Below are 24,272 nucleotides of genomic sequence, written 5' to 3' on the forward strand. Positions count from 1 at the left end.
ATCGCGGCCGTCAACGTCGTCTTGCCGTGGTCAACGTGACCAATCGTCCCAATGTTGACGTGCGGTTTCGTCCGTTCAAACTTTGCCTTTGCCATGGGCATGGCTCCTTATGTTGACGGTGCGTGCAATCACGCACCCTACGGGGTTGGTAGGGTGCGCGGTTGCCCACGCACCGCCGGGATTACGCGTATTTCTTCTGGATCTCGTCCGAGATGTTCTGCGGCACGGCCTCGTAATGGTCGAACTGCATCGTGAACACCGCGCGGCCCGAGGACATCGAACGCAGGTTGTTGATATAGCCGAACATGTTGGCCAGCGGCACAAAGGCGTCGATGACGTTCGCGTTGCCGCGCGTGTCCTGGCCGCGGACCATGCCGCGACGGCTGGTCAGGTCGCCGATGATCGAGCCGGTATATTCCTCCGGCGTGACCACCTCGACGCGCATGATCGGCTCGAGCAGCTTGGCGCCCGCCTTCTTCAGCCCCTCGCGCATACCGGCGCGTGCGGCGATCTCGAAGGCCAGGACCGAGGAGTCGACGTCATGGAAGGCACCGTCGATCAGCGCCACCTTGAAGTCGATCACCGGGAAGCCGGCCAGCGGGCCCGAATCCATCACCGACTTGATGCCTTTTTCCACGCCCGGGATGTATTCCTTGGGCACGGCACCACCGACGATCTTGGACTCGAACGAGTAGCCCTCGCCCGGCTCGGTCGGCTCGATCTGCAGCTTCACGCGCGCGAACTGGCCGGTACCGCCGGTCTGTTTCTTGTGCGTGTAGTCGATCTCGGCCGGCTGCGAGATGGTTTCGCGATAGGCCACCTGCGGGGCACCGATGTTCGCCTCGACCTTGAACTCGCGCTTCATGCGGTCCACGAGGATGTCGAGGTGAAGCTCGCCCATGCCCTTCATGATGGTCTGGCCCGATTCCATGTCGGTCTCGACGCGGAAGGACGGGTCTTCGGCGGCCAGGCGCTGCAGGGCAAGGCCCATCTTTTCCTGGTCGGCCTTCGACTTCGGCTCGACGGCGATCTCGATCACCGGCTCGGGGAAGGTCATGGTTTCCAGGACCACCGGCTTGGCCGGATCGCAGAGCGTGTCGCCCGTGGTGGTTTCCTTCAGACCGGCCAGCGCGATGATCTCGCCGGCAAAGGCTTCCTCGATCTCCTCGCGGTTGATGGCGTGCATCACCATCATCCGGCCGACGCGCTCGCGCTTGCCCTTGGTCGCGTTCAGCATCTGGTCGCCCTTCTTGAGCTGACCGGAATAGATGCGCGTGAAGGTCAGCGAACCGACGAAGGGGTCGTTCATGATCTTGAACGCCAGCGCCGAGAAGGGCTGGTCGTCCGAGGCCGAACGCTCGATGTTGCGGGTCTCGGTCTCGTCGCCCGGCGCAAAGCCCAGATAGGCGGGAACGTCGGTCGGCGCCGGCAGGAAGTCCACCACCGCGTTCAGCAGCGGCTGCACACCCTTGTTCTTGAAGGCCGAGCCGGCCATGACCGGGAAGAACGACAGCGACAGCGTGCCCTTGCGGATCAGCTTGCGCAGCGTCGCCTCATCGGGCTCGTTGCCGTCCAGGTAGGCTTCCATCGCCTCGTCGTCCTGTTCGACGGCGAGTTCGATCATCTTGCCGCGCCATTCCTCGGCGACGTCCTGCAGCTCGTCGCGGATCGGCTGGCGGACCCAGGAGGCGCCCAGATCCTCGCCCTTCCAGACCCATTCTTCCATCTTGATCAGATCGACGATGCCTTCCAGCTTGTCCTCGGCGCCGATCGGCAGTGCGATCGGGCAAGGCGTGCCGCCGGTGCGGTCCTTGATCATGGCGACGCATTTGAAGAAATCGGCGCCGATCTTGTCCATCTTGTTGACGAAGACGATCCGCGGAACCTTGTAGCGGTCGGCCTGGCGCCACACCGTCTCGGTCTGCGGCTCGACGCCGGCATTGCCGTCCAGAAGGCAGATCGCGCCGTCCAGAACCGCCAGCGAACGCTCGACCTCGATGGTGAAGTCGACGTGGCCGGGGGTGTCGATGATGTTGAAGCGGCAACGCTCGCTATCATCGGGGGTGAAGTCCGCATCCTCGTGGCGCTGCCAGAAGGTGGTGGTCGCCGCCGAGGTGATGGTGATGCCGCGCTCGGCTTCCTGCTCCATCCAGTCCATGGTGGACGCACCTTCGTGCGTCTCGCCCATCTTGTGGTTCTTGCCGGTATAGAACAGGATCCGCTCGGTCGTCGTGGTCTTGCCCGCATCGATGTGGGCCATGATCCCGAAGTTCCGGTAGCGCTCCAGCGGATATTCGCGTGCCATAAAGGGCCTTCCTTCCGGTTACCAGCGGTAGTGGCTGAACGCCTTGTTGGCGTCGGCCATCTTGTGCGTGTCCTCACGCTTCTTGACGGCGGTGCCGCGGCCGTTCACGGCATCGGCCAGCTCGCCCGCGAGGCGCTCTTCCATGGTGTGCTCGTTGCGCTTTTTCGAAGCGTCGATCAGCCAGCGGATCGCCAGGGCTTCGCGGCGCGACGGACGGACCTCGACCGGAACCTGGTAGGTGGCACCGCCGACGCGGCGCGAGCGCACTTCGACCGAGGGCTTCACGTTGTCGAGCGCCTCGTGGAAGACCTCGATCGGCTCGCGCTTCAGCTTGCCCTGGACGCGGTCGAGGGCGTTGTAGACGATGCGTTCGGCAACCGATTTCTTGCCGTCGATCATCAGGTTGTTCATGAATTTGGTCAGCACGCGATCGCCATACTTGGCGTCGGGCAGGACTTCGCGCTTCTCAGCGGCGTGACGACGGGACATGTGCCTATCTCCTTACTTCGGACGCTTCGCGCCGTATTTCGAACGACGCTGACGACGATCCTTGACGCCCTGGGTATCCAGAACACCGCGCAGGATGTGGTAGCGGACACCCGGAAGGTCTTTCACCCGGCCGCCGCGGATCAGCACGACCGAGTGCTCTTGCAGGTTGTGCTTTTCGCCCGGAATGTAGGAGATCACCTCGAAGCCATTGGTCAGGCGGACCTTGGCCACCTTACGCATGGCCGAGTTCGGCTTCTTCGGCGTCGTGGTATAGACGCGCGTGCATACGCCCCGCTTCTGCGGGCAGGATTGGAGGTGCTGCGACTTCGAGCGCTGCACCTTGGGCTGCCGCGGTTTGCGGATCAGCTGTTGGATCGTCGGCATTCGGTTCCCCGTCTTGCTTTCGTCAATACTCGCAGCCATCGGCTGCGCCACTTCTCGACGGCGAATCACGCCCATCGTGAAACGCCACAACCCATCCTCTCCCCAAGAGGGTGAGGACGGGTCGAATTACCAGAGGATCGGGGCATTCCGGCCCGGATCATGACCACAGAGGTTCTGGGCCCCGATCAGATTCCTGACGGGTGAAGGGCGTATATGGGCAAACCGGGGGTGAGTCAACAACCCCCCGGGGCATGACCGGCACCGGAAATCCGGGCCCCGGCCCTTCATGCGCCTCATCGCGGCCGGTCGGCGCCGGGCAAGCCGAAATCGCGCGCGGCGCGGTCCAGCGTATCGAGGTCGATGCGGAACCTTTCGACCAGAATCCGGCCCCTGCCGGCCGGGTCGTCCGGGCACGGATAGCCGGCGCCGATCGCGCCCGAGTCGTTGTCGTGGTTCAGGGAGCGCACGAACATCGCCTTGCCGGCCAGCGTCACTCCGGGCATGGACAGGCCGATCTTCCAATGCTGGAAATGCACGGCGCTGCGCTGCGCATCGGGCGGCAGATAGACGGTCAGCCCGGCCGATGCGTTATGGATCACCCGCTGCTCGACCGAGACGCCGTCCCGCGTCACCTTCAGCACCAGCCCGCGGGAATAATCGCAAGAGAGGCGCCGCCGCCTTTCCCACAGCGGGCGCATCGCCGCGAAATCGGTGCGCGCGTCGCGGATATAGTCGATGGCCACGGCATCGTCGTCATCCTGGCGGAAATGGCCGACGACATCGGCATCGGGCTCGATATGCGGGGCGATCGCGGCCATGCAGGCGTCGAGATGCTTCTCCATCGGCGGGACCAGTTCCAGCCGCGCCTGGGGCATGATCCCGGCCAGTTCGCGCAGCCGCGACAGCCAGGGCTCGGGCAGGTCCGGGCCGGTCATCAGGACCAGGGTGAAATCCGGGTCGGTCTGGGCCAGCAGCCCCGGCAGGGTGACGTTCTCGAACCAGAACCAGCGGCGCGCCAGCCGCTCGGGATCGTAGAGAAAGGCCCGGCGCTCGGCCAGCGTCTCGTGCATCACCTGAAAGCCGCGCCCGCCAAGATAGGAAAACCGGCACAGGCCCAGCATCTGCACCCGCATCAGCCCCTCCGTTGCAATTGCCGCTCGCGCAGGATGGTATAGATCCCCGCCCCCACGACCAGCGCCGATCCCGCCCAGGTCCACAGGTCCGGCCATTCGCCAAAGATCGCCAGCCCCAGCACCACGGCCCAGACCAGCGACGTATAGCGGAAGGGCGCAACGACGGCGATCTCGCCCACCCGCATGGTGGCGACGGCGGTGATATAGCCGACGGTCAGAAACAGCGCCGCCAGCGCCAGCAGCGAAAGCTCCGCCACGGTCGGGACGCGCCAGCTTTCCCCCGTGCCCAGCACGAAGCCCGTCAGCATCACCGCCAGCGCCGCGTAAAAGGCGATGGCGGACGAGCCGACCCCGGCCGAGAAGGTCCGCGTCGCCAGGTCGCGCAGCACGATCAGCAGCATCGCCGCCAGCGCAATGGCAGACCACATGTCGAAGGCTCCGGTTCCCGGTCGCAGGATCAGCAGCACGCCGAGAAAGCCGATGCCGATGGCCAGCAGCCGGCGCCAGCCCAGCCTTTCGCGAAAGAACAGCGCCGCCGCCAGCGTCACCGCAAGCGGCAGGGCCTGCATGATCGCCGAGATGTCGGCCAGCGCCATGCGCCGCAGCGCCAGCAGGTAAAGCACGGTCGAGACGACATCGGCCACCGTGCGCAGCGCCAGAGGCCAGACATCGCCGCGCGGCACCCGCAGGCGGACCCCGCCCTGCGCCTGCGCGACCAGCAGCATGACCAGCAGCACCAGCGCGCCGCGAATGGCGATGGATTCGTAAAGCGGCAGGGTCTGGGTCACCGCCTTCATCAGCGCATCGTTGCAGATGAAGGCCGCCATGCTGAGCATCATCAGGGCCGAGCCGCGCAAGTTGTCGGCCGCGCTGGCTGAAAAGACCTGCGGCTCGGCGGGTGGCCGTCCCTTCCGGCTGAATGAAAGAAACGGCGTGCGCATGGCGATTCCCGGCTGTTTTTCAATGCTTAGGAAAGGCGCGATGGAAAGGCCATAGCCTGTCAGGCGCCGCGCTGACTGGTCGGAGGGTCCGCGGCCTTTTCGTCACGGAACCACGCGCGGCCAGGCCCGCCGGAGGGACCGGCCCTCCCGCAGCCACGGTCAAGCGTTGCGCCTATACCAGCGCTTTTTCCAACCTGACCGGAATATCAGATAGCCGATCGCGAGCACGACGCAGCCGATACCGCCATTTCTCATGGCCCATGAGAAGTCGGATGTGAGCGCGAGCAATGCGTCCAGCAGCATGGCCACGCCAAAAACCACCACGACCCCGCCGATAACGACGGGCCACAGGCTGCGCCTGAGGTTAGCGCCGCAACCCGAGCATACCGAAAAATTCTCTTTCACCTCGGAACCGCAATGCCCGCAAAGCTGCATGAATATTTCTCCTGGATAATCGTTACACAGACAGGCCGCCGGCGGAAAAAGTCAAACGGCGGCAAGACTCCCTGCCTCGCTTGTCCGCCCGGTGCCGGCAAGGCGCATTACGCAACCTTTCAGCATATTACAACTGTACGATGCAGCTTTGGATTGAGGCAGGCACGCCCTGCCTCGATAAAAAAAGGCCCGGCAGCGATGCCGGGCCTTTCCTGTTCTTTCCGGGGACGATCAGTCCTCGCCGCCGACCTCGGCCGGGGTGTCTTCCGGCGCGATCAGCGCGGCGGCAGCTTCCGCCTCGGCGCGGCGCGCCTCGATCACCTCCTGGTCGCGGTCGGTCGCGATGCGGCGCACGCGAGCGGTGGCCCCGCCGGTGCCGGCCGGGATCAGCCGGCCGACGATGACGTTCTCCTTGAGCCCGACAAGCTTGTCGCGCTTGCCCTGGACGGCGGCCTCGGTCAGCACGCGGGTCGTCTCCTGGAACGAGGCGGCCGAGATGAAGCTGCGGGTTTGCAGCGACGCCTTGGTGATGCCCAGCAGCACCGGCTCGCCCGTGGCCTGACGGCCGCCCTTGGCTTCGATCTTGGCGTTCTCTTCCTCGAACTCGTCACGGTCGACATGCTCGCCCTTCAGCAGCGTGGTGTCGCCGCTGTCGAGGATCTCGATCTTCTGCAGCATCTGCCGCACGATCACCTCGATGTGCTTGTCGTTGATCTTCACGCCTTGCAGCCGGTAGACGTCCTGCACCTCGTCGATCAGGTAATCGGCCAAAGCCTCGATACCCATGATGCGCAGGATGTCATGCGGCGCCGGGTTGCCGTCCATGATGTAGTCGCCCTTCTGCACGAAGTCGCCTTCCTGCACCGGGATGTGCTTGCCTTTCGGCACCATGTATTCGACCGGCTCCAGCGTGTCGTCGGCGGGCTCGATGGCGATGCGGCGCTTGTTCTTGTAGTCCTTGCCAAAGCGCACATAGCCGTCGATCTCGGCGATGATGGCGTGATCCTTGGGACGACGGGCCTCGAACAGTTCCGCCACGCGGGGCAGACCCCCGGTGATGTCCTTGGTCTTGGCGCCTTCGCGCGGGATACGCGCCACCACGTCGCCGGCCTTGATTTCCTGCCCGTCCTCGACCGACAGGATCGCCTCGACCGACATCGGATAGGTGACCGGGTTGCCCTGCTCGTTGCGCACCGGCTCGCCATCCTGATCGACGATGATGATCTCGGGCTTCAGCTCGTTGCCTTTGGGGGCCGAGCGCCAGTCCGTCACGATCTTCTGCGTCATGCCGGTCGCGTCGTCGGTCTCGTCGCGGACCGAGATCCCCGAGATCAGATCGACATATTTCGCCACACCGGCCTTCTCGGCGATGATCGGCAGGGTGTAGGGATCCCATTCGAACATCTTCTGCCCGCGGGCGACGGCATCGCCCTCGCGCACGAACAGTTTCGAGCCGTAGAACAGCTTGTGGCTGGCCAGCGTGTCGCCGGTGGCCGACTTGATGTGCAGCTGCATGTTGCGGCTCATCACGATCAGCTCGCCATTGGCGTTTTCCAGCGTGCTTTCGTTCTCGAAAGCCACCGTGCCCTCCTGCGCCGCGGCGATGAAGGACTGCTGGCCACCCTGGGCGATGCCGCCGATGTGGAAGGTCCGCATCGTCAGCTGGGTGCCCGGCTCGCCGATGGACTGGGCGGCGATGATGCCGACCGCCTCGCCGATATTGACCAGCGTGCCGCGGGCCAGGTCGCGGCCATAGCAAAGCGCGCAGACCCCGTCGTCGGATTCGCAGGTCAGGGCCGAGCGGATGCGCACGTTCTGCACGCCCGCCGCCTCGATCTCGTCGGCCTTGCGCTCGTCGATCAGCTCGTTCTTGCGCACGATCACCACGTCCTCGCCCGGGACCAGCACGTCCTCGGCGGCGACGCGGCCCAGCACGCGCTCGGAAAGCGGGCTGACCACCTCGCCGTCGTTGACCGCCGCCGAGGCGGTGATCGCGTGATCGGTGCCGCAATCATGCTCGCGGATGATGCAGTCCTGAGCCACGTCCACCAGACGGCGGGTCAGGTAACCCGAGTTCGCCGTCTTCAGAGCGGTATCCGACAGACCCTTGCGCGCGCCGTGGGTCGAGTTGAAGTATTCAAGAACGGTCAGGCCTTCCTTGAAGTTCGAGATGATCGGCGTCTCGATGATCTCGCCGTTCGGCTTGGCCATCAGGCCCCGCATGCCGCCCAGCTGCTTCATCTGGCTGACCGAGCCCCGCGCGCCCGAATGGGCCATCATGTAGACCGAGTTCGGCTCCAGTTCGGCGCCCTTCTCGTCCTTCTTGGTGGCCGAGATGGTCTTCATCATGGCGTCGGTGACGCGGTCGTTACATTTCGACCAGGCATCGACGACCTTGTTGTATTTCTCGCCCTGGGTGATCAGGCCGTCCAGGTATTGCTGCTCGAACTGCTTGACCTGATCCTGGGTTTCCTCGACCAGATCCCATTTCGTCGGCGGCACGACCATGTCGTCCTTGCCGAAGGAGATGCCGGCGCGGAACGCCTCGCGGAAGCCGAGGCCCATGATCTGGTCGCAGAAGATCACCGATTCCTTCTGGCCGCAGTAGCGATAGACGGTGTCGATGACGTTCTGGATGTCCTTCTTGCGCAGCAGGCGGTTCACCAGCTCGAAAGGCGCTTTCGCGTTCTTGGGCAGCAGCGCGCCCAGGCGCAGGCGGCCGGGCGTGGTTTCGAAACGGGTGATGACCTCGTTGCCGTTCTCGTCGATCTGCGGCAGGCGGGCGGTGATGCGGGCATGCAGATGCACCGCGCCGGAGGCCAGCGCGTGTTCCACTTCCTCAAGGCTGGTGAAGGCCATGCCCTCGCCCTTCATGCCCTCGCGCTCCATGGTCGTGTAGTAGAGACCAAGGACCATGTCCTGCGACGGCACGATGATCGGCGCGCCGTTGGCGGGCGACAGCACGTTGTTGGTGGACATCATCAGCACGCGCGCTTCCAACTGCGCCTCAAGCGACAGCGGGACGTGCACGGCCATCTGGTCGCCGTCGAAGTCGGCGTTGAAGGCCGAGCAGACCAGCGGGTGCAGCTGGATCGCCTTGCCTTCGATCAGGATGGGCTCGAAGGCCTGGATGCCCAGCCGGTGCAGCGTCGGCGCACGGTTCAGCAGCACCGGATGCTCGCGGATCACCTCGTCCAGGATGTCCCAGACTTCGGGGCGTTCCTTCTCGACCAGCTTCTTGGCCTGCTTGACGGTCGAGGACAGACCCTTCGCTTCAAGCCGCGAATAGATGAACGGCTTGAACAGCTCCAGCGCCATCTTCTTGGGCAGGCCGCACTGGTGCAGCTTCAGCTCCGGCCCGGTCACGATGACCGAGCGGCCCGAGAAGTCCACCCGCTTGCCCAGCAGGTTCTGGCGGAAGCGGCCCTGCTTGCCCTTCAGCATGTCGGACAGCGATTTCAGCGGGCGCTTGTTGTTGCCCGTGATCACGCGGCCGCGGCGGCCGTTGTCGAACAGCGCATCGACCGATTCCTGCAGCATCCGCTTTTCGTTGCGCACGATGATGTCGGGTGCGCGCAGCTCGATCAGGCGCTTGAGGCGGTTGTTGCGGTTGATGACCCGGCGATAGAGGTCGTTCAGGTCCGAGGTCGCGAAGCGGCCGCCGTCCAGCGGCACCAGCGGACGCAGTTCCGGCGGGATGACCGGGATCACGGTCAGCACCATCCATTCGGGACGGTTACCCGATTCCAGGAAGCTTTCGACGATCTTCAGCCGCTTGATGATCTTTTTCGGCTTCAATTCGCCGGTCGCCTCCTTCAGCTCCTCGCGCAGCTGCTCGGCGGTGGCGGCCAGGTCGATATTGGCCAGCATCTCGCGGATCGCCTCGGCGCCGATATTGGCGGTGAAGGCGTCGGCGCCATACTGGTCCTGCGCGTCGAGGAACTCCTCCTCGGTCAGCAGTTGGCCATAGGAAAGGTCCGTCAGGCCCGGCTCGATGACGACGTAGTTTTCGAAATAGAGGATGCGCTCAAGATCGCGCAGCGTCATGTCCAGCATCAGGCCGATGCGGCTCGGCAGCGACTTCAGGAACCAGATATGCGCGACCGGGGCGGCCAGCTCGATATGGCCCATGCGCTCGCGCCGGACCTTTTGCAGCGTCACCTCGACGCCGCATTTCTCGCAGACCAGGCCGCGATACTTCATGCGCTTGTATTTGCCGCAAAGGCATTCGTAATCCTTGATCGGGCCAAAGATGCGCGCGCAGAACAGGCCGTCACGCTCGGGCTTGAACGTGCGGTAGTTGATGGTTTCGGGCTTCTTCACCTCGCCATAGGACCAGGCGAGGATTTCCTCGGGCGAGGCCAGCGAGATCTTGATTTCGTCGAACTGCCGCGGCGCAGCCAGCGGGTTCAGGGGATTGGTGGCAAGTTCCTGGTTCATTTCGTGTCCTTTTCAGGCGCGGAGCAGGCGAAATCCATCATCCATGTTCCATGGACCCCGTAGGCCCCACTATGCGGAATGGTTTCGCGGGCGTTGTCGTAAGGCAGCCGACAATGTTTGACGGCTGCGCGAAGCATGCGGTTCGCAGGCACCGCGTCGTTATTGGAGGCATTGAATGTCGAAGCGACAAACTCATACCCCCTTTCCCGACGCGGGTTGCCATCCTCAATCCGGGCAATCTCCACGCCACAACCAGCTAAGGCTGTAAGCGACAGCAATACCCCCGAATGGCGGATGGCAACATTCATGCCTATTCCTCGTCCTCCGCATCCAGGAGTTCCATGTTGAGGCCCAGACCCCGGACCTCCTTGACCAGGACGTTGAACGATTCCGGCACGCCGGCCTCGAAATTGTCCTCGCCCTTGACGATGCTCTCATAGACCTTGGTCCGGCCGGCCACGTCGTCCGACTTGACCGTCAGCATCTCTTGCAAGGTGTAGGCGGCGCCATAGGCTTCCAGCGCCCAGACCTCCATCTCACCCAGACGCTGACCGCCGAACTGCGCCTTGCCGCCCAGCGGCTGCTGGGTCACCAGGCTGTAGGGGCCGGTCGAACGGGCGTGCATCTTGTCGTCGACAAGGTGGTGCAGCTTCAGGACGTATTTCATCCCGACGGTGACCGGACGGGCGAACTGCTCGCCGGTGCGGCCGTCGAAGACGATGGACTGGCCCGAGGTGTCGAAGCCCGCACGGCGCAGCGCGTCGTTGATATCGGCCTCTTTCGCACCGTCGAAGACCGGCGTGGAAATCGGCACGCCGCCGCGCACGGCATCGGCATGCTCCAGCAAGGTCTCGTCTTCCATGCCCTCGAAGGTCTCGGCATAGAAATCGTCGCCATAGCCGTTCTGCATCGCCTCGCGCACCGGGGTCATGTCGCCGTTGCGGCGATAGTCCTGCAGCGCCTCGTCGATCTTGATGCCCAGCCCGCGCGAGGCCCAGCCCATATGGGTCTCGAGGATCTGCCCGACGTTCATCCGCGAGGGCACGCCCAGCGGGTTGAACACCAGGTCGACCGGGGTGCCGTCCGAAAGGAACGGCATGTCCTCGATCGGGACGACCTTGGACACCACGCCCTTGTTGCCGTGACGACCGGCCATCTTGTCGCCCGCTTGCAGCTTGCGCTTCACGGCGACGAAGACCTTGACCATCTTCATCACGCCCGGAGGCAGGTCGTCGCCCTGGCGCACCTTCTCGACCTTGTCGTCGAAACGGTTGTCCAAGGCGCGTTTCTGGGCGTCGAATTGCTGGTTCAGCGCCTCGACCTCTTTCGCGGTATCCTCGTCGGCGACGGCAAGCTGCCACCACTGGCCGCGCGACAACTGACCCAGCAGGTCTTCGTCCACGACGGCGCCGGCGCGGATGCCCTTCGGCCCCTTGACGACTTCCTTGCCCATGATCAGCGATTTCAGGCGCGCATAGATGTTGCGCTCCAGGATCGCCAGCTCGTCGTCGCGGTCGCGGGCCAGGCGCTCGACTTCCTCGCGCTCGATCTGCAGCGCGCGCTCGTCCTTGTCGACGCCGTGGCGGTTGAACACCCGGACCTCGACGATGGTGCCGTAGGCCCCCGGCGGCAGGCGCAGCGAGGTGTCGCGCACGTCCGACGCCTTTTCACCGAAGATGGCGCGGAGCAGTTTCTCCTCCGGCGTCATCGGGCTTTCGCCTTTCGGGGTGATCTTGCCGACCAGAATGTCGCCCGGGCCCACTTCCGCACCGATATAGACGATGCCGGCCTCGTCGAGGTTGCGCAACGCCTCCTCACCGACGTTCGGGATGTCGCGGGTGATCTCTTCCGGGCCCAGCTTGGTGTCGCGGGCCGCAACCTCGTATTCATCGATATGGATCGAGGTGAACACGTCGTCGCGGTGGATCCGTTCCGAGATCAGGATCGAGTCCTCGTAGTTGTAGCCGTTCCAGGGCATGAAGGCCACGACCACGTTGCGGCCGATCGCCAGTTCGCCCTGATCGGTCGAGGGACCGTCGGCCACGACCTGGCCCTTGACCACCTTGTCGCCCACCTTGACCAGCGGGCGCTGGTTGATGGTCGAGGACTGGTTGGAGCGCTTGAACTTGCGCAGGCGATAGATGTCCACGCCCGCGTCGCCGGCGCCCAGATCCTCGGTCGCGCGGATAACGATACGCTGCGCATCGACCTGGTCGATGATGCCGCCCCGGCGTGCCATGATCGCGGCGCCGGAATCGCGCGCCACGGTCGCTTCCATGCCGGTGCCGACGAACGGCGCCTCGGCACGCAGCAGCGGAACCGCCTGACGCTGCATGTTCGAGCCCATCAGCGCCCGGTTGGCGTCGTCGTTCTCAAGGAAGGGGATCAGCGCCGCGGCGACCGAAACCAGCTGCTTCGGCGACACGTCGATCAGGTCCACGGCCTCGACCGGGTTCAGCATGAAGTCGCCGGCCTGGCGGGTCGAGACCAGCTCGTCCACGAACTTGCCGCTTTCGTCCAGCGTCGCGTTGGCCTGGGCGATGGTGTGGCGCATCTCCTCGGTCGCGGACATGTAGACCACCTCGTCGGTGACCTTGCCCTCGACCACCTTGCGGTAGGGGGTCTCGATGAAGCCGTATTTGTTCACGCGGGCAAAGGTGGCCAGCGAGTTGATCAGGCCGATGTTCTGGCCTTCCGGCGTCTCGATGGGGCACATCCGGCCGTAATGGGTCGGATGAACGTCGCGCACCTCGAAGCCGGCGCGCTCGCGGGTCAGACCGCCCGGGCCAAGCGCCGAAAGGCGACGCTTGTGCGTAACTTCCGACAGCGGGTTGGTCTGGTCCATGAACTGCGACAGCTGCGACGAGCCGAAGAACTCGCGCACCGCGGCCGCGGCCGGCTTGGCGTTGATCAGGTCCTGCGGCATCACCGTGTCGATCTCGACGCCCGACATGCGCTCGCGGATCGCCCGCTCCATGCGCAGCAGGCCGATGCGATACTGGTTCTCCATCAGTTCGCCGACCGAGCGCACCCGGCGGTTGCCCAGGTGGTCGATGTCGTCGATCTCGCCCTTGCCGTCGCGCAGTTCCACGAGGCCGCGGATACAGGCGATGATGTCCTCCTTGCGCAGGGTGCGCTGGGTATCCGGCGCATCCAGGTCAAGGCGCATGTTCATCTTGACGCGGCCCACGGCCGAAAGATCGTAGCGCTCGCTGTCGAAGAACAGGCTGTCGAACAGGGCCGAGGCGGCCTCGACGGTCGGCGGCTCGCCCGGACGCATGACGCGATAGATGTCCATGAGCGCGCCGTCGCGGCTCATGTTCTTGTCCGCCGCCATGGTGTTGCGGATATAGGGGCCGACATTGACGTGGTCGATGTCGAGGACCGGGATATCCTCGATGCCGTTGTCCAGCAGCACCTTCAGCAGCCCGCCCGAAATCTCGCCGTCGCGGTCGTATTCGACGGTGATCTCGTCGCCGGCCTCGGCATAGATCAGGCCGGTCTGCTCGTTGATGATGTCTTTCGCGACAAAGCGGCCGACGATCTTCTCGAAGGGCAGCAGCAGGTTGATGTCGCCCTTTTCGGCAAGCTGCTTGACCAGGCGCGGCGTCACCTTGTCGCCGGCCTTGGTGATGATCTCGCCGGTCTCGGCGTTCACCAGGTCGAAGCTCGGGCGGGTGCCGCGCACGCGCTCGGGGAAGAACTTCGTGACCCAGCCAGCGGCCTGCCCCTTGCCGGCGCGCTGCAGCTTGTAGTCCACGGTGTTGTAGAAGGCATCCATGATGCCCTCCTGGTCCATGCCGAGCGCATAGAGCAGCGTCGTCACCGGCAGTTTCCGGCGGCGGTCGATGCGCGCGAAGACCAGGTCCTTGGCGTCGAATTCGAAGTCGAGCCACGAGCCGCGATAGGGAATGATACGGCAGGCGAACAGCAGCTTGCCCGAGGAATGGGTCTTGCCGCGGTCATGGTCGAAGAACACGCCGGGCGAGCGGTGCATCTGCGACACCACGACGCGCTCGGTCCCGTTCACGATGAAGGTGCCGTTCTGCGTCATCAGGGGCATGTCGCCCATGTAGACGTCCTGTTCCTTGATGTCCTTGACCGATTTGGCGCCGGTGGTCTCATCGACATCGAACACGATCAGACGCAGCGTCACCTTCAGCGGCGCGGCATAGGTCATGTCGCGGCTCTGGCACTCCTCCACATCGTATTTCGGCTTTTCCAACTCGTATTTCACGAATTCGAGCGTGGCGGTCTCGTTGAAGTCCTTGATCGGGAACACCGACTGGAAGACACCCTGGATGCCCTCGCCGTCCTGGTGACCCTCGGCGTCGCCGGAGCGCAGGAACAGGTCATAGGAGGATTTCTGAACCTCGATCAGGTTCGGCATCTCCAGAACTTCGCGGATATTGCCATAGTAACGCCGGATGCGTTTCTGGCCGACATAAGCTTGCGCCATAGAGGGTCTTACCTTTCGTCTTTCGCTTGCGCAGACCGTCGGGGCCCGGGCGACGCAAGGCGGCGAATGAGGGGCGGGGTTCCATTCGTGCCGCGCGTCCCACCGCGAGGCTCCCGAACCCCGAACATGCCCTGAAGGAAGGTCTGCCAGCGAAACCGCCCTTCAAGACAGGTTCGGCAGGGACCGGGAAAACCCCGGACCCTGCCCATTTCTTCCGAAATCAATCGGCCGAAGCGGCCAATTACTTCAGCTCGACCTTGGCGCCAGCCGCTTCGAGCTTCTTCTTCATTTCTTCGGCGTCGGCTTTCGAGGCACCCTCTTTCACCTTGCCGCCGGCTTCGACCAGATCCTTGGCTTCTTTCAGGCCCAGGCCGGTGATGCCGCGCACTTCCTTGATCACGTTGATCTTGTTGGCGCCGGCGTCGACCAGGACGACGTCGAATTCGGTTTTCTCTTCGGCGGCTTCAGCCGGGCCAGCGGCCGGGCCGGCAACCATCACGGCGCCGCCGGCGGCGGGCTCGATGCCGTATTCGTCTTTCAGGATGTTCTTCAGTTCCTGGGCTTCCAGCAGGGTCAGGCCCACGATTTCTTCGGCGAGTTTCTTCAGATCAGCCATTTTTCCGTTCTTTCCATTAAGTGTTCCAACGTCGGGGTTTCAACCCCACGACGGAATGGGGATTGCCTCAGGCAGCCTCGCGCTCTTCCAGAGTCGCGAGAATGCCAGCGATGTTGGAAGCAGGTGCGCCGATCGCGCCCGCGATGTTGGAAGCGGGGGCACCGATGCAAGCCACGATCGAAGCGATAAGCTCCTCGCGCGACGGCATCTGGGCCACGGCTTTCACACCGGCCGGGTCAAGCGCCGTGTCGCCCATCGCACCGCCCAGGATCACGAACTTGTCGTTCCCCTTGGCGTATTTGTCCGCGACCTTGGCGGCAGCCACCGGGTCATCGGAGAAGGCGAGCACGGTCATGCCCGTCAGATAGTCGGCGATGCTGGCGCAAGGCTTTCCATCCAGGGCGATCTTGGCGAGCCTGTTCTTGGCAACGCGCACGGACCCGCCGGCGTCGCGCATCTGCGCGCGCAGGTCCTGCATTTCGGCAACCGTCATTCCCTCGTAGCGGGCAACCACCACGACGCCAGAGGCATCAAAGATCTGGCCGAGTTCTTCGACCACCTGTTCTTTTTGCGCTCTATCCACGGTTTCACTCCAAGTGTGGGGGTTTCCCCCCGGCTCTACTTTTGCCCTCGGGCCCGGGGCCCGGTGGCGCGTTCAGTCCGCTTGAAAGGTCCAGATGTTTCCAACCAATGGATCGCGCTAGCGCCGTTGATCTGAATTCTCGTCTGATTCCCCATCTCAGGAAGGACTTAGCGACCTTGCGGCCCGCCCTCCGTCTCGGACAGAAGATCACGAGCGTATGACGAATCACACACTCGCGAACGGAATGTCGTTAGACCACCTTGCGCCCCTTGCCAAGAGCCAAGGCCGGAAAACTCGCCCGCGCCCGATCACTCGGCCGCGATCAGGCCCTTGATGCCTGCATTTGCCGCATCGCCTGCAGCATCAGCGCGGCCGACTGGCAAGGCATGGCTCGACAGGAAATGCAGCCGAATATCCGGCGCAAAATGAAAAAGCCCCCGGATCGCGCCGGAGGCTTCCCGATTTCAGGGCGATGCAGCGATTACTGCGCCGCGGCGGTCGAGCCCAGGTCCAGCGACACGCCCGGACCCATGGTCGAGCTGATCGAGACCTTCTTCACATAGGTGCCCTTGGCGCCCGAGGGCTTCGCACGGTTCACCGCATCCACGAAGGCGCGGATGTTCTCGGCCAGCTTCTCGATCTCGAACGAGGCCTTGCCGACGCCGGCATGGACCACGCCCGCCTTCTCGGCCTTGAACTGGACCTCGCCGCCCTTGGCGGCTTCGACGGCAGCCTTCACGTCCATCGTCACCGTGCCGACCTTGGGGTTCGGCATCAGGTTGCGCGGGCCCAGGATCTTGCCCAGACGGCCGACCAGCGGCATCATGTCCGGGGTGGCGATGCAGCGATCGAACTCGATCTTGCCCGACTGGATCGTCTCCATCAGGTCTTCCGCACCGACGATCTCGGCGCCGGCCGCCTTGGCTTCGTCAGCCTTGGGGCCGCGGGCGAAGACGGCGACGCGCACGTCCTTGCCGGTGCCGTTGGGCAGGGTCACGACGCCGCGGACCATCTGGTCGGCATGGCGCGGATCGACGCCCAGGTTCATCGCGATCTCGACGGTCTCGTCGAATTTCGCGCTGGCGTTTTCCTTGACCAGCTTGACGGCTTCCTCGACCGCGAGGTTCGACTTGCCGGCAAAGGCAGCACGGGCGGAGACTTGTTTTTTCGACAGTTTAGCCATGGCTTAGCCTTTCACCTCGATGCCGATCGAACGCGCCGAGCCCAAGATGATCTGCATCGCGGCTTCGACGTCGTTCGCGGACAGGTCCTTCATCTTGGCTTCGGCGATCTCGCGGACCTGCTTGGCGGTCACGGTGCCGGCGGTCTGACGACCGGGCTTTTCCGAGCCCTTGGCGCGGTTGCGCTTGCCCTGCGGCTTCAGGCCGGCGGCCTTCTTCAGCAGGAACGAGGCCGGGGGCGTCTTGGTCTCGAAGGTGAAGGACTTGTCGGCGTAATAGGTGATCACGACCGGAACGGGGGCACCCTGCTCCATCTCCTGCGTCTTGGCGTTGAACGCCTTGCAGAATTCCATGATGTTGATGCCGCGCTGACCCAGGGCCGGACCGACGGGCGGGGACGGGTTCGCCTGACCCGCCTTGATTTGCAGCTTGAGGCTGCCGACAACTTTCTTGGCCATCTGGCCCTCTCCTTATCATCACGCCCCGCCCGAGATTGGGCATGGGGCCGACTTAGCGGTGCGGCTTGGGCCCCGAAGGACCGGCACCTCCCGCAACGATCACGCGGTCTTGGCGACCTGCGTGAATTCCAGCTCGACCGGGGTCGGGCGGCCGAAGATGGACACCGTGACCTTGATGCGGTTCGCGGCCTCGTCCACTTCCTCGACCATGCCCGAGAAGCCCTCGAAGGGCCCGTCGGTCACGTTCACCTTTTCGCCCACGTCGAACCGGATCAGGTTGCGCGGCGCGACTTCGGCCCCGCCCTCGCCGGTGCGATGCAGGATCGCGTTCACCTCGTCGTCGCGCATCGGCATCGGTTTGCCCTGGGCGCCCAGGAAGCCGGTGACGCGGTTGATCGAGTTCACCAGGTGGTAGGTCTTGTCCGACAGCTCCATGCGCACCAGCACATAGCCGGGCATGAAGCGGCGCTCGGAGGTGACCTTCTTGCCGCGGCGGATCTCGATCACTTCCTCGGTCGGGACCAGCACCTCGTCGATCTGGTCCTCGATACCCTTTTCGACCACCGCCTGACGAATCGCCTCGGCGACCTTCTTTTCAAAGTTCGACAGGACGCTGACCGAATACCAACGCTTTGCCATGTCTCGATCGACCCCTGTTTCCTTCCGGGCCGGCCGGGGCCAACCCATTGAATACCTTGTCCGCCCCAGCCGGTTCCAGCGCAATCGCCGCAGGTGCCGGCCAAATTGAAATCGGCGCGCACGACCGGATCGATGCACGCCGTATCACGGGCAGGTCGGGCGGACATAACGCCCCCCGCCCCTCAATGCAAGCCCTCAGCTGCCGATCAGATGGATCACGGCCGAAAGGCCGGTCTTGATCAGCAGGTCGACGAGGAAGAAGAAGATCGAGGCCAGCGTCGCCATGATGAAGACCATGATCGTGGTCGTCACCACCTCGCGGCGGGTGGGCCAGGTGATCTTGCCAAGCTCGGCACGGACCTGGCTGATGAACTGGACGGGGTTGGCCATGGATTTTCCTTCGGTCTTGCAGCGGGTCAGATAGCCTGCGCCGGCCGGCATTTCAAGCACCGATCTGGCAGGGGGTCAGGGCTCCAGAAGCTCGACCCCCGGGATGGCGCGCAGGATCTCGATGTCGCGCGCATAGTTCTCGGCCGAACGGGCATGGGTCGCCTCGTCCAGCAGGCGCAGCGGCGCATGGCCGCCGGCGGGCTGAAAGCGGGCGCGGGCGCGGCGGGCCAGCAGGCGGATGTCGGCCTCGGGCTCGGCCGCAGCACGGCGCAGCAGCCATTCGTAGCCGGCCTGCGTCAGCCCGACATTCGCGGGCGGCGGGTCGGGCACCAGGGCCGCAAGGCCGGGCGGCAACAGCCGCTCCAGAAGCTGCGGGCGCAGCGCCGGATAATCCTCATAGCGCCACAGGACGATGCGCGACACCTCCTCGACCGCCGCCAGCCGCCCGACCAGATCCAGCCAGACGGAGCGCGCCGGATCACGGCCGCACAGATAGGAATCGAGGTCGATCTCCTTGCCGCCCGCAACCTGCAAGGCAAAGGCCGAGACGATGAAGGACGCGGGATCGCGCAGCGACAGATACAGCACCGCCGGCTCGTCCCCCGCCAGCGCGATGACATGCCGCAGCCGTGCCGCCGCGCGCGGATAAAGCTCGCCCTTGCGGGAAAACAGCCTGCTGCGATGGGTCAGGCCCAGAATGTTCTCTTCCGAGATCAGCAGGTCGGGACAGCCCTGGCGCAGGTCCCGCAGCACCTGCCGGGCGCCCGCCTCGTCGGGACCGCCCATGCCTTGCGCGAGGATCAGCGACAGGGACAGCGGCTCGCCACGCAGCAGGTTGGGATCGACAAGGGCCAGCCCGGCCTCGCGCAGACCGTCGCGCACCTGGCGCAGGGAATGTTGCAGATGGGTCGAGGCGGTCTTGTGCGCCCCCAGATGTATGCTCAGGGCATGGGATCTCAGCGGAGGATCGGGGCACGCGCATGACACGGAAGGCGGCTGGCAGGGGTTGGGGGACTCGAACCCACGACCCTCGGTTTTGGAGACCGATGCTCTACCAACTGAGCTAAACCCCTAAGCCGCGCGTCTGATTACGGCAGGTGAGGGCGCGGTTCAAGAGGGAAGATCACTCGGCCTCAAGAAACCCGCCCGACTGCCGTGCCCAAAGACCCGCATAGATGCCGCCGCGCGCCAACAGCGCCTCATGCGTGCCCTGCTCGACGATGCGGCCCTGCTCCATCACCACCAGCCGGTCCATGCGCGCGATGGTGGACAGACGGTGCGCGATGGCGATCACCGTCTTGCCCTGCATCAGCATGTCGAGCTGCGACTGGATCGCCGCCTCGACCTCGCTGTCCAGCGCACTCGTCGCCTCGTCCAGCACCAGGATCGGCGCGTCCTTCAGAAGCACGCGCGCGATGGCGATGCGCTGGCGCTGCCCGCCCGAAAGCTTGACCCCGCGCTCGCCGACATGGGCGTCGAGCCCGTGCCGACCCTGCGAATCGGTCAGGGTGGCGATGAAGTCCGCCTCTGCCAGTTCGGCGGCGCGCAGGATCTCGGCCTCGGACGCATCGGGACGGCCATAGGCGATATTGTCGCGGATCGAGCGGTGCAGAAGCGAGGTGTCCTGCGTCACCACCCCGATGGCGGCGCGCAGGGATTCCTGCGTGACCTGCGATATGTCCTGCCCGTCGATCAGGATGCGGCCCGATTCCAGGTCGTGGAAGCGCAGCATCAGGTTCACCAGCGTCGATTTTCCCGCGCCCGAGCGCCCGACCAGCCCGATCCGCTCGCCCGGCGCGATGGTCAGGCTCAGGTCGTCCAGCACCGCGCCCCGGCCAGGCCGCGCCGCCTCGCCATAGCGGAAGGTCACGCGGTCGAACTCGACCCGGCCCTCGGGCACCGCCAGCGGGCGGGCGCCGCGCGCATCCGTCACCATGCGCGGCAAGGACAGCGAGCCGATGCCGTCGCGCACCGTGCCGATATTCTCGAAAAGCCCGGCGAATTCCCACATGATCCAATGCGACATGTTGCCCAGGCGCAAGGCCAGCGGGATCGCCACGGCGACGGCGCCGACCTCGATCTTGCCACCGACCCAGAGCCAAAGGCCCAGCACCGTCACGGAAAAGGTCAGCAGCGAGTTCAGCGTGGACAACATGATGTTCTGGATCGAGGCCAGCCGCATCTGCCCATGCACGGTCTGCAGGAACCCGTCCATGCTTTCGCGGACATAGGCTTCTTCGCGCGAGGAATGCGAGAACAGCTTGACCGTCGAGATGTTGGTATAGCTGTCCACCACCCGCCCGGTCATCTGCGCGCGGGCATCGGCCTGCGCCTCGCTGATGCGGCCGATGCGCGGGATCAGCCACCACAGCAGGACCCCGTAGAGGATGCCCCAGCCGGCAAAGGGAATCGCCAGCCAGCCGTCGGTCGAGGCCGCCAGCACCAGCGCGCCGATGAAATAGACCCCGACATAGACCAGCACGTCCATGAACTTCATCGCCACTTCGCGCACCGCCAGCGCGGTCTGCATCAGCTTGGTGGCGATCCGGCCGGCAAACTCGTCCTGGAAATAGCTCATCGACTGGCGCAGCAGGTAGCGATGCGCCTGCCAGCGGATGCGCTGCGGGAAATTGCCCATCAGCGTCTGGTGCATGAGCAGCGAGAACAGCACCTGCAACAGCGGCAGCCCGATCACCAGGATCGCGCCCATCAGGATCAGCCGGTTGCCCTCCTGTGCCCAGAAATTCTGGCGATCCGCCCCGGCCAGCCGGTTCACCAGCTCGCCCAGATAGCCGAACAGCACCACTTCGGCCACGGCGATCATGGCCGAGCAGGCGGCCATGGACAGCATGTAGCCCTCGGCCCCGCGCGAGAAATGCAGGATGAACCGCCACAACCCCTGCGGCGGCATCCGCGGCGGATCGGCGGGATAGGGATCAAGCCGGCGCTCGAACCAGCTGAACATGATAGACCTCATTCGCATCAGTCCGGGCCTTTGCCCGGTTCGTTCCGTCGGACCGCCTCAGGCGGCCAGTTCCTCAAGCGCCGCGACATCGGCCCGGGCCAGTGCGGCGGTGGCGCGGGCGATCCGCGCCGGCGGCCAGTGCCACCATTGCAACGCCAGCAGTCGCGCGATGGTCGCATCGTCAAAGCGCATCCGCATGACACGGGCCGGGTTGCCCGCGACCACGGCGTAATCCGGCACCAAGCCGCCCACCACCGCGCCCGCGCCGATGATGACGCCGCTGCCGATCCGCGCGCCGGGCAGGATGGTGGCACCGTCGCCGATCCAGACGTCGTGGCCGATCACCGTATCCGGCAACCCGCTGATCTGGTCGATGTAATCGCCCACCCGCGCGTGATCGAAGATCGCGAAGGGATAGGTCGAGATCCCGGCCATCGGGTGATTGGCCGAAGCGGTGACGATCCGCACCCGGTCGGCGATCTGGCAGAACCGCCCGATCACCAGCTGTTCGGGCGCGCCGGCATAGGTATAGGGCGCCAGCCGCACCGCCCAGTCGTCCGGCGGATCGAAGCTGCTGGCATAGGTGAAATCGCCGATCTCGATATTCGGATGGTCGATCACCCGGTTCAGATGCACCAGCCCCCGGTTCAGGGTGCCGTCGGGAAAGCGCATGGGATGGGGCAGAGCCGCATCAAGGAAGTCAGCCGTCATGGGAATCCTCTCAAATCCGTCCGTCGAAGGTCAGATCTGCGAGTTGTCCATGACACCGTTCTCCTCTGTTGCGGCAGGCACCATAGCCCGATTTCGCCGTCGAGGCAACCGGCGCCGGCCACCGGCCGAGGCTGGGGTTCCGGCGGCGCGGTGTCCGGGGCTCTGCCCCCGCCCTTGCGGGGCTCCCCCCGGGGGTATTTGGAAAACGGAAAAAGCGTTCTGCGCGCGCCTGCCCTTACAGGTGCCGGGTCTCGGGTGCCGGGTTCCACCAGGCGTCATGCGCCCCGTCGGCGTAAAACACCGGGGCGGCGATCAGCTCGGCCTCGGGCACGTCGTCCAGCGCGCTGACGCAGACCTGGACGAAGCGACCGCCCATCTCTTCCAGATACCCCTCGGTCCACAGCCTCGTGCCGCAGCGCACGCAGAACATGTGGTGCATGTCGACGCCGTCCTGCTGCCGGCGCGGGGTCTCGGCCAGTATCTCGGCGCCATGGGTGACGCGAAAGCGTTCGGGGTCGGGCAGGCGCATCTCCCAATAGCGCATCTTGCGGCAGAAGCTGCAATTGCAGCGCATGGTGCCCTGCGACAGGTCGCCCTCGGCCTCGAAGCGGACGGCGCCGCAGAAGCAGGAACCGTGATAGCGGGTCATGCCGGCTCTCCATGGTGGACGGCCTCGATATTGTTGCCGTCGGGGTCGAGGACGAAGGCGCCGTAATAGCCCGGGTGATATTCCGGCCGCAGCCCCGGCGCGCCGTTGTCGCGCCCGCCCGCGGCCAATGCGGCAGCATGAAAGGCATCCACCGTCGCCCGGTCGGACGCGGCAAAGGCGACATGGGTGCCCGCGCCGGCCGATCTGCCGCTGCCGATCCAGAAGAAAGGCTTGCCGTCGCGGCCGTAGCCCAGATGCGCGCCATGGCCGCCGGTCATCTGCTCGGTCACCTCCATCAGCAACTCGATGCCCAGGGGCGCCAGTGCCCGGTCGTAGAAGGCGCGCGAGCGGGCCAGGTCCGAGACGGGAAATCCGATATGGTCGATCATGTGAAATCTCCTTTCCCGGCAAGGATCGCCCCGCCCTGCTGACAGATCGCGTCAGGAGAGCTTTTCGGCAAAGAAATCCAGCGTTCGCTGCCAGGCGAGTTCCGCCGCCGCCTCGTCATGGCGCGGCGTGGTGTCGTTGTGGAAACCGTGCTGGGTGCCGGGATAGAAGAATGCCTGATATTCCTTGCCCTGCTCCTTCAGCGCCGCCTCATAGGCTGGCCAGCCCTCGTTCACACGCTCGTCCTTCTCGGCGTAATGCAGCATCAGCGGCGCCTGGATCTGCGCTACCTCTTCGGGCCGGGGCTGGCGGCCGTAGAAGGGGACCGAGGCGGCCAGTTCGGGATAGGCCACCGCCAGCGCGTTGCAGACCCCGCCGCCATAGCAAAAGCCGACCGCGCCGACCTTGCCGGTCGAATCGGCATGGTCGCGCAGGAATTCATGGGCGGCGAAGAAATCCTCCATCAGCCTGGCCGGGTCGAGGCTCGCCTGCATCTCGCGCCCCTCGTCGTCATTGCCGGGATAGCCGCCAAGCGGGCTCAGCCCGTCCGGGCCGAAGGCCAGGTAGCCCGCCTTGCCCAAGCGCCGCACGACATCCTGGACATAGGGGTTCAGCCCGCGATTTTCGTGCACCACCAGCACGGCGGGCAGCTTGCCCTGCGCCCCGGCCGGCCGCGCCATCAGCCCGCTGATGCGGCCATGGCCCTCGGGGCTGTCATAGCTTGCGGTCTCGGTCGCGATGGCGGGGTCGTCTGGCGGCACCTGCTGGGCCAGGGCGTAGTTCGGCTTGAGCGCCTCGAAGATCGCGGCGGCGGTCATGCCCGCCGTGGCGAATTGTGCCGCCTGCACCATGAAGTCGCGCTTGCCGATTCGGCCATGCACATAGCCGTCGAAGATCTCGAGGATGCGGGGGTGAAAGTCGGAAGCCTTCCTGCGTTCGGTCATGGTCGTGCCCTCCTGTCGCCAAAGGCTAGCACGGGCCGAGCGTCCGATCCCTCACAAACCCGTCAGGGGCCAACGGCAAGGGCCGCTCCTTTTGGAGCGGCCCTGTCATCGCGATATCCCTTGCGGGATCACCGGATGGTCCCCGGCGGGGCCGCGGCCTTGG

General features: G+C 65.0%; 22 protein-coding genes, 1 tRNA gene and 2 pseudogenes. 1 reads left to right on the forward strand and 24 read right to left on the reverse strand.

Annotated elements, in window-relative coordinates; translation table 11 throughout:
* The 6 genes from BLT64_RS23855 to BLT64_RS23880 form a co-directional block, all read right to left on the reverse strand.
* Nucleotides 1-95, reverse strand: a 95-nt coding sequence (locus BLT64_RS23855) for a GTP-binding protein (RefSeq protein WP_023878051.1), incomplete at its 3' end; no start/stop codon positions are given.
* Nucleotides 96-181: 86 nt separating this feature from the next.
* Nucleotides 182-2,305 (reverse strand): elongation factor G, encoded by a 2,124-nt coding sequence (fusA, locus tag BLT64_RS23860; RefSeq protein ID WP_011747099.1) that lies wholly within the window; start codon nt 2,303-2,305, stop codon nt 182-184.
* An 18-nt stretch (nt 2,306-2,323) separates the two neighbouring features.
* Nucleotides 2,324-2,794, reverse strand: coding sequence for a 30S ribosomal protein S7 (gene rpsG, locus BLT64_RS23865; protein WP_011747098.1), 471 nt, complete (start codon nt 2,792-2,794; stop codon nt 2,324-2,326).
* 12 nt (nt 2,795-2,806) lie between these two features.
* Nucleotides 2,807-3,178: a 30S ribosomal protein S12 gene (rpsL, locus tag BLT64_RS23870; protein ID WP_010399029.1), complete on the reverse strand. Its 372-nt coding sequence runs from the start codon at nt 3,176-3,178 to the stop codon at nt 2,807-2,809.
* Nucleotides 3,179-3,471: 293 nt separating this feature from the next.
* A complete protein-coding gene (locus tag BLT64_RS23875) occupies nt 3,472-4,311 on the reverse strand; it encodes a putative rhamnosyl transferase (RefSeq protein ID WP_011747097.1) in 840 nt (279 codons plus the stop codon).
* Nucleotides 4,311-5,138: a DMT family transporter gene (locus tag BLT64_RS23880; protein ID WP_230998606.1), complete on the reverse strand. Its 828-nt coding sequence runs from the start codon at nt 5,136-5,138 to the stop codon at nt 4,311-4,313. The genes BLT64_RS23875 and BLT64_RS23880 overlap by 1 nt, the downstream gene beginning before the upstream one ends.
* On the opposite strand from BLT64_RS23880, the gene BLT64_RS27055 reads away from it, so the two are divergent.
* Nucleotides 5,137-5,307, forward strand: coding sequence for a hypothetical protein (locus BLT64_RS27055; RefSeq protein ID WP_157137425.1), 171 nt, complete (start codon nt 5,137-5,139; stop codon nt 5,305-5,307). The two genes, BLT64_RS23880 and BLT64_RS27055, sit on opposite strands and share 2 nt — an antisense overlap.
* A 104-nt stretch (nt 5,308-5,411) precedes the next feature.
* On the opposite strand, the gene BLT64_RS23885 is transcribed toward BLT64_RS27055, so the two are convergent.
* The 18 genes and pseudogenes from BLT64_RS23885 to yghX all read right to left on the reverse strand — a co-directional run bounded on the left by BLT64_RS23885 (nt 5,412) and on the right by yghX (nt 24,109).
* Nucleotides 5,412-5,687, reverse strand: a complete 276-nt coding sequence (locus BLT64_RS23885) for a hypothetical protein (RefSeq protein ID WP_011747095.1) — start codon at nt 5,685-5,687, stop codon at nt 5,412-5,414.
* 231 nt (nt 5,688-5,918) lie between these two features.
* Nucleotides 5,919-10,127 (reverse strand): DNA-directed RNA polymerase subunit beta', encoded by a 4,209-nt coding sequence (rpoC, locus tag BLT64_RS23890; protein ID WP_011747094.1) that lies wholly within the window; start codon nt 10,125-10,127, stop codon nt 5,919-5,921.
* Complete coding sequence (locus BLT64_RS26630) at nt 10,124-10,435, reverse strand: hypothetical protein (protein ID WP_011747093.1); 312 nt, start codon at nt 10,433-10,435, stop codon at nt 10,124-10,126. The genes rpoC and BLT64_RS26630 overlap by 4 nt, the downstream gene beginning before the upstream one ends.
* Before the next feature lie 2 nt (nt 10,436-10,437).
* Nucleotides 10,438-14,586: a DNA-directed RNA polymerase subunit beta gene (gene rpoB, locus BLT64_RS23895; RefSeq protein ID WP_074810711.1), complete on the reverse strand. Its 4,149-nt coding sequence runs from the start codon at nt 14,584-14,586 to the stop codon at nt 10,438-10,440.
* A gap of 241 nt (nt 14,587-14,827) precedes the next feature.
* A complete protein-coding gene (gene rplL / locus BLT64_RS23900; protein ID WP_011747091.1) occupies nt 14,828-15,202 on the reverse strand; it encodes a 50S ribosomal protein L7/L12 in 375 nt (124 codons plus the stop codon).
* 67 nt (nt 15,203-15,269) lie between these two features.
* The gene (rplJ, locus tag BLT64_RS23905) at nt 15,270-15,785 is read right to left on the reverse strand and encodes a 50S ribosomal protein L10 (protein ID WP_011747090.1); all 516 of its coding nucleotides are present in this window, start codon (nt 15,783-15,785) and stop codon (nt 15,270-15,272) included.
* Nucleotides 15,786-16,266: 481 nt separating this feature from the next.
* Entirely contained in the window at nt 16,267-16,968 is a 702-nt protein-coding gene (rplA, locus tag BLT64_RS23910) for a 50S ribosomal protein L1 (RefSeq protein WP_011747089.1), read from the reverse strand.
* Between the two features lie 3 nt (nt 16,969-16,971).
* Nucleotides 16,972-17,424, reverse strand: a complete 453-nt coding sequence (rplK, locus tag BLT64_RS23915) for a 50S ribosomal protein L11 (protein ID WP_011747088.1) — start codon at nt 17,422-17,424, stop codon at nt 16,972-16,974.
* 99 nt (nt 17,425-17,523) lie between these two features.
* Nucleotides 17,524-18,063 carry a transcription termination/antitermination protein NusG gene (nusG, locus tag BLT64_RS23920; RefSeq protein ID WP_011747087.1) on the reverse strand — a complete coding sequence of 180 codons (540 nt, stop codon included), beginning with the start codon at nt 18,061-18,063 and terminating at the stop codon, nt 17,524-17,526.
* Nucleotides 18,064-18,258: 195 nt separating this feature from the next.
* Nucleotides 18,259-18,453 carry a preprotein translocase subunit SecE gene (gene secE / locus BLT64_RS23925; protein ID WP_041530087.1) on the reverse strand — a complete coding sequence of 65 codons (195 nt, stop codon included), beginning with the start codon at nt 18,451-18,453 and terminating at the stop codon, nt 18,259-18,261.
* 75 nt (nt 18,454-18,528) lie between these two features.
* Nucleotides 18,529-19,440 (reverse strand): hypothetical protein, encoded by a 912-nt coding sequence (locus BLT64_RS23930; protein ID WP_011747085.1) that lies wholly within the window; start codon nt 19,438-19,440, stop codon nt 18,529-18,531.
* Nucleotides 19,441-19,450: 10 nt separating this feature from the next.
* Nucleotides 19,451-19,526, reverse strand: a tRNA-Trp gene (locus tag BLT64_RS23935).
* Nucleotides 19,527-19,576: 50 nt separating this feature from the next.
* A pseudogene (locus BLT64_RS27855) lies at nt 19,577-20,293 on the reverse strand (ABC transporter ATP-binding protein); the annotation flags it as partial.
* 228 nt (nt 20,294-20,521) lie between these two features.
* A pseudogene (locus BLT64_RS27860) lies at nt 20,522-21,436 on the reverse strand (ABC transporter transmembrane domain-containing protein); the annotation flags it as partial.
* A 39-nt stretch (nt 21,437-21,475) separates the two neighbouring features.
* Nucleotides 21,476-22,129, reverse strand: a complete 654-nt coding sequence (locus BLT64_RS23945; protein WP_011747083.1) for a CatB-related O-acetyltransferase — start codon at nt 22,127-22,129, stop codon at nt 21,476-21,478.
* Nucleotides 22,130-22,364: 235 nt separating this feature from the next.
* The gene (locus tag BLT64_RS23950; protein ID WP_011747082.1) at nt 22,365-22,778 is read right to left on the reverse strand and encodes a GFA family protein; all 414 of its coding nucleotides are present in this window, start codon (nt 22,776-22,778) and stop codon (nt 22,365-22,367) included.
* Nucleotides 22,775-23,167: a VOC family protein gene (locus tag BLT64_RS23955; protein ID WP_011747081.1), complete on the reverse strand. Its 393-nt coding sequence runs from the start codon at nt 23,165-23,167 to the stop codon at nt 22,775-22,777. Before BLT64_RS23955 ends, BLT64_RS23950 begins: the two co-directional genes overlap by 4 nt.
* Before the next feature lie 51 nt (nt 23,168-23,218).
* Nucleotides 23,219-24,109: a YghX family hydrolase gene (gene yghX, locus BLT64_RS23960; protein WP_011747080.1), complete on the reverse strand. Its 891-nt coding sequence runs from the start codon at nt 24,107-24,109 to the stop codon at nt 23,219-23,221.
* Nucleotides 24,110-24,272 lie beyond the last annotated feature (163 nt).

This window comes from Paracoccus denitrificans, assembly GCF_900100045.1.
Classification (GTDB): domain Bacteria; phylum Pseudomonadota; class Alphaproteobacteria; order Rhodobacterales; family Rhodobacteraceae; genus Paracoccus; species Paracoccus denitrificans.

Bases quoted from the DNA above. Each gene is read 5' to 3' on its own strand.
- fusA (WP_011747099.1), bottom strand. From the start codon at position 2,305: ATGGCACGCGAATATCCGCTGGAGCGCTACCGGAACTTCGGGATCATG.
- rpsG (WP_011747098.1), bottom strand. From the start codon at position 2,794: ATGTCCCGTCGTCACGCCGCTGAGAAGCGCGAAGTCCTGCCCGACGCC.
- rpsL (WP_010399029.1), bottom strand. From the start codon at position 3,178: ATGCCGACGATCCAACAGCTGATCCGCAAACCGCGGCAGCCCAAGGTG.
- BLT64_RS23875 (WP_011747097.1), bottom strand. From the start codon at position 4,311: ATGCGGGTGCAGATGCTGGGCCTGTGCCGGTTTTCCTATCTTGGCGGG.
- BLT64_RS27055 (WP_157137425.1), top strand. From the start codon at position 5,137: ATGCTGAGCATCATCAGGGCCGAGCCGCGCAAGTTGTCGGCCGCGCTG.
- BLT64_RS23880 (WP_230998606.1), bottom strand. From the start codon at position 5,138: ATGGCGGCCTTCATCTGCAACGATGCGCTGATGAAGGCGGTGACCCAG.
- BLT64_RS23885 (WP_011747095.1), bottom strand. From the start codon at position 5,687: ATGCAGCTTTGCGGGCATTGCGGTTCCGAGGTGAAAGAGAATTTTTCG.
- rpoC (WP_011747094.1), bottom strand. From the start codon at position 10,127: ATGAACCAGGAACTTGCCACCAATCCCCTGAACCCGCTGGCTGCGCCG.
- BLT64_RS26630 (WP_011747093.1), bottom strand. From the start codon at position 10,435: ATGAATGTTGCCATCCGCCATTCGGGGGTATTGCTGTCGCTTACAGCC.
- rpoB (WP_074810711.1), bottom strand. From the start codon at position 14,586: ATGGCGCAAGCTTATGTCGGCCAGAAACGCATCCGGCGTTACTATGGC.
- rplL (WP_011747091.1), bottom strand. From the start codon at position 15,202: ATGGCTGATCTGAAGAAACTCGCCGAAGAAATCGTGGGCCTGACCCTG.
- rplA (WP_011747089.1), bottom strand. From the start codon at position 16,968: ATGGCTAAACTGTCGAAAAAACAAGTCTCCGCCCGTGCTGCCTTTGCC.
- rplK (WP_011747088.1), bottom strand. From the start codon at position 17,424: ATGGCCAAGAAAGTTGTCGGCAGCCTCAAGCTGCAAATCAAGGCGGGT.
- nusG (WP_011747087.1), bottom strand. From the start codon at position 18,063: ATGGCAAAGCGTTGGTATTCGGTCAGCGTCCTGTCGAACTTTGAAAAG.
- secE (WP_041530087.1), bottom strand. From the start codon at position 18,453: ATGGCCAACCCCGTCCAGTTCATCAGCCAGGTCCGTGCCGAGCTTGGC.
- BLT64_RS23945 (WP_011747083.1), bottom strand. From the start codon at position 22,129: ATGACGGCTGACTTCCTTGATGCGGCTCTGCCCCATCCCATGCGCTTT.
- BLT64_RS23950 (WP_011747082.1), bottom strand. From the start codon at position 22,778: ATGACCCGCTATCACGGTTCCTGCTTCTGCGGCGCCGTCCGCTTCGAG.
- BLT64_RS23955 (WP_011747081.1), bottom strand. From the start codon at position 23,167: ATGATCGACCATATCGGATTTCCCGTCTCGGACCTGGCCCGCTCGCGC.
- yghX (WP_011747080.1), bottom strand. From the start codon at position 24,109: ATGACCGAACGCAGGAAGGCTTCCGACTTTCACCCCCGCATCCTCGAG.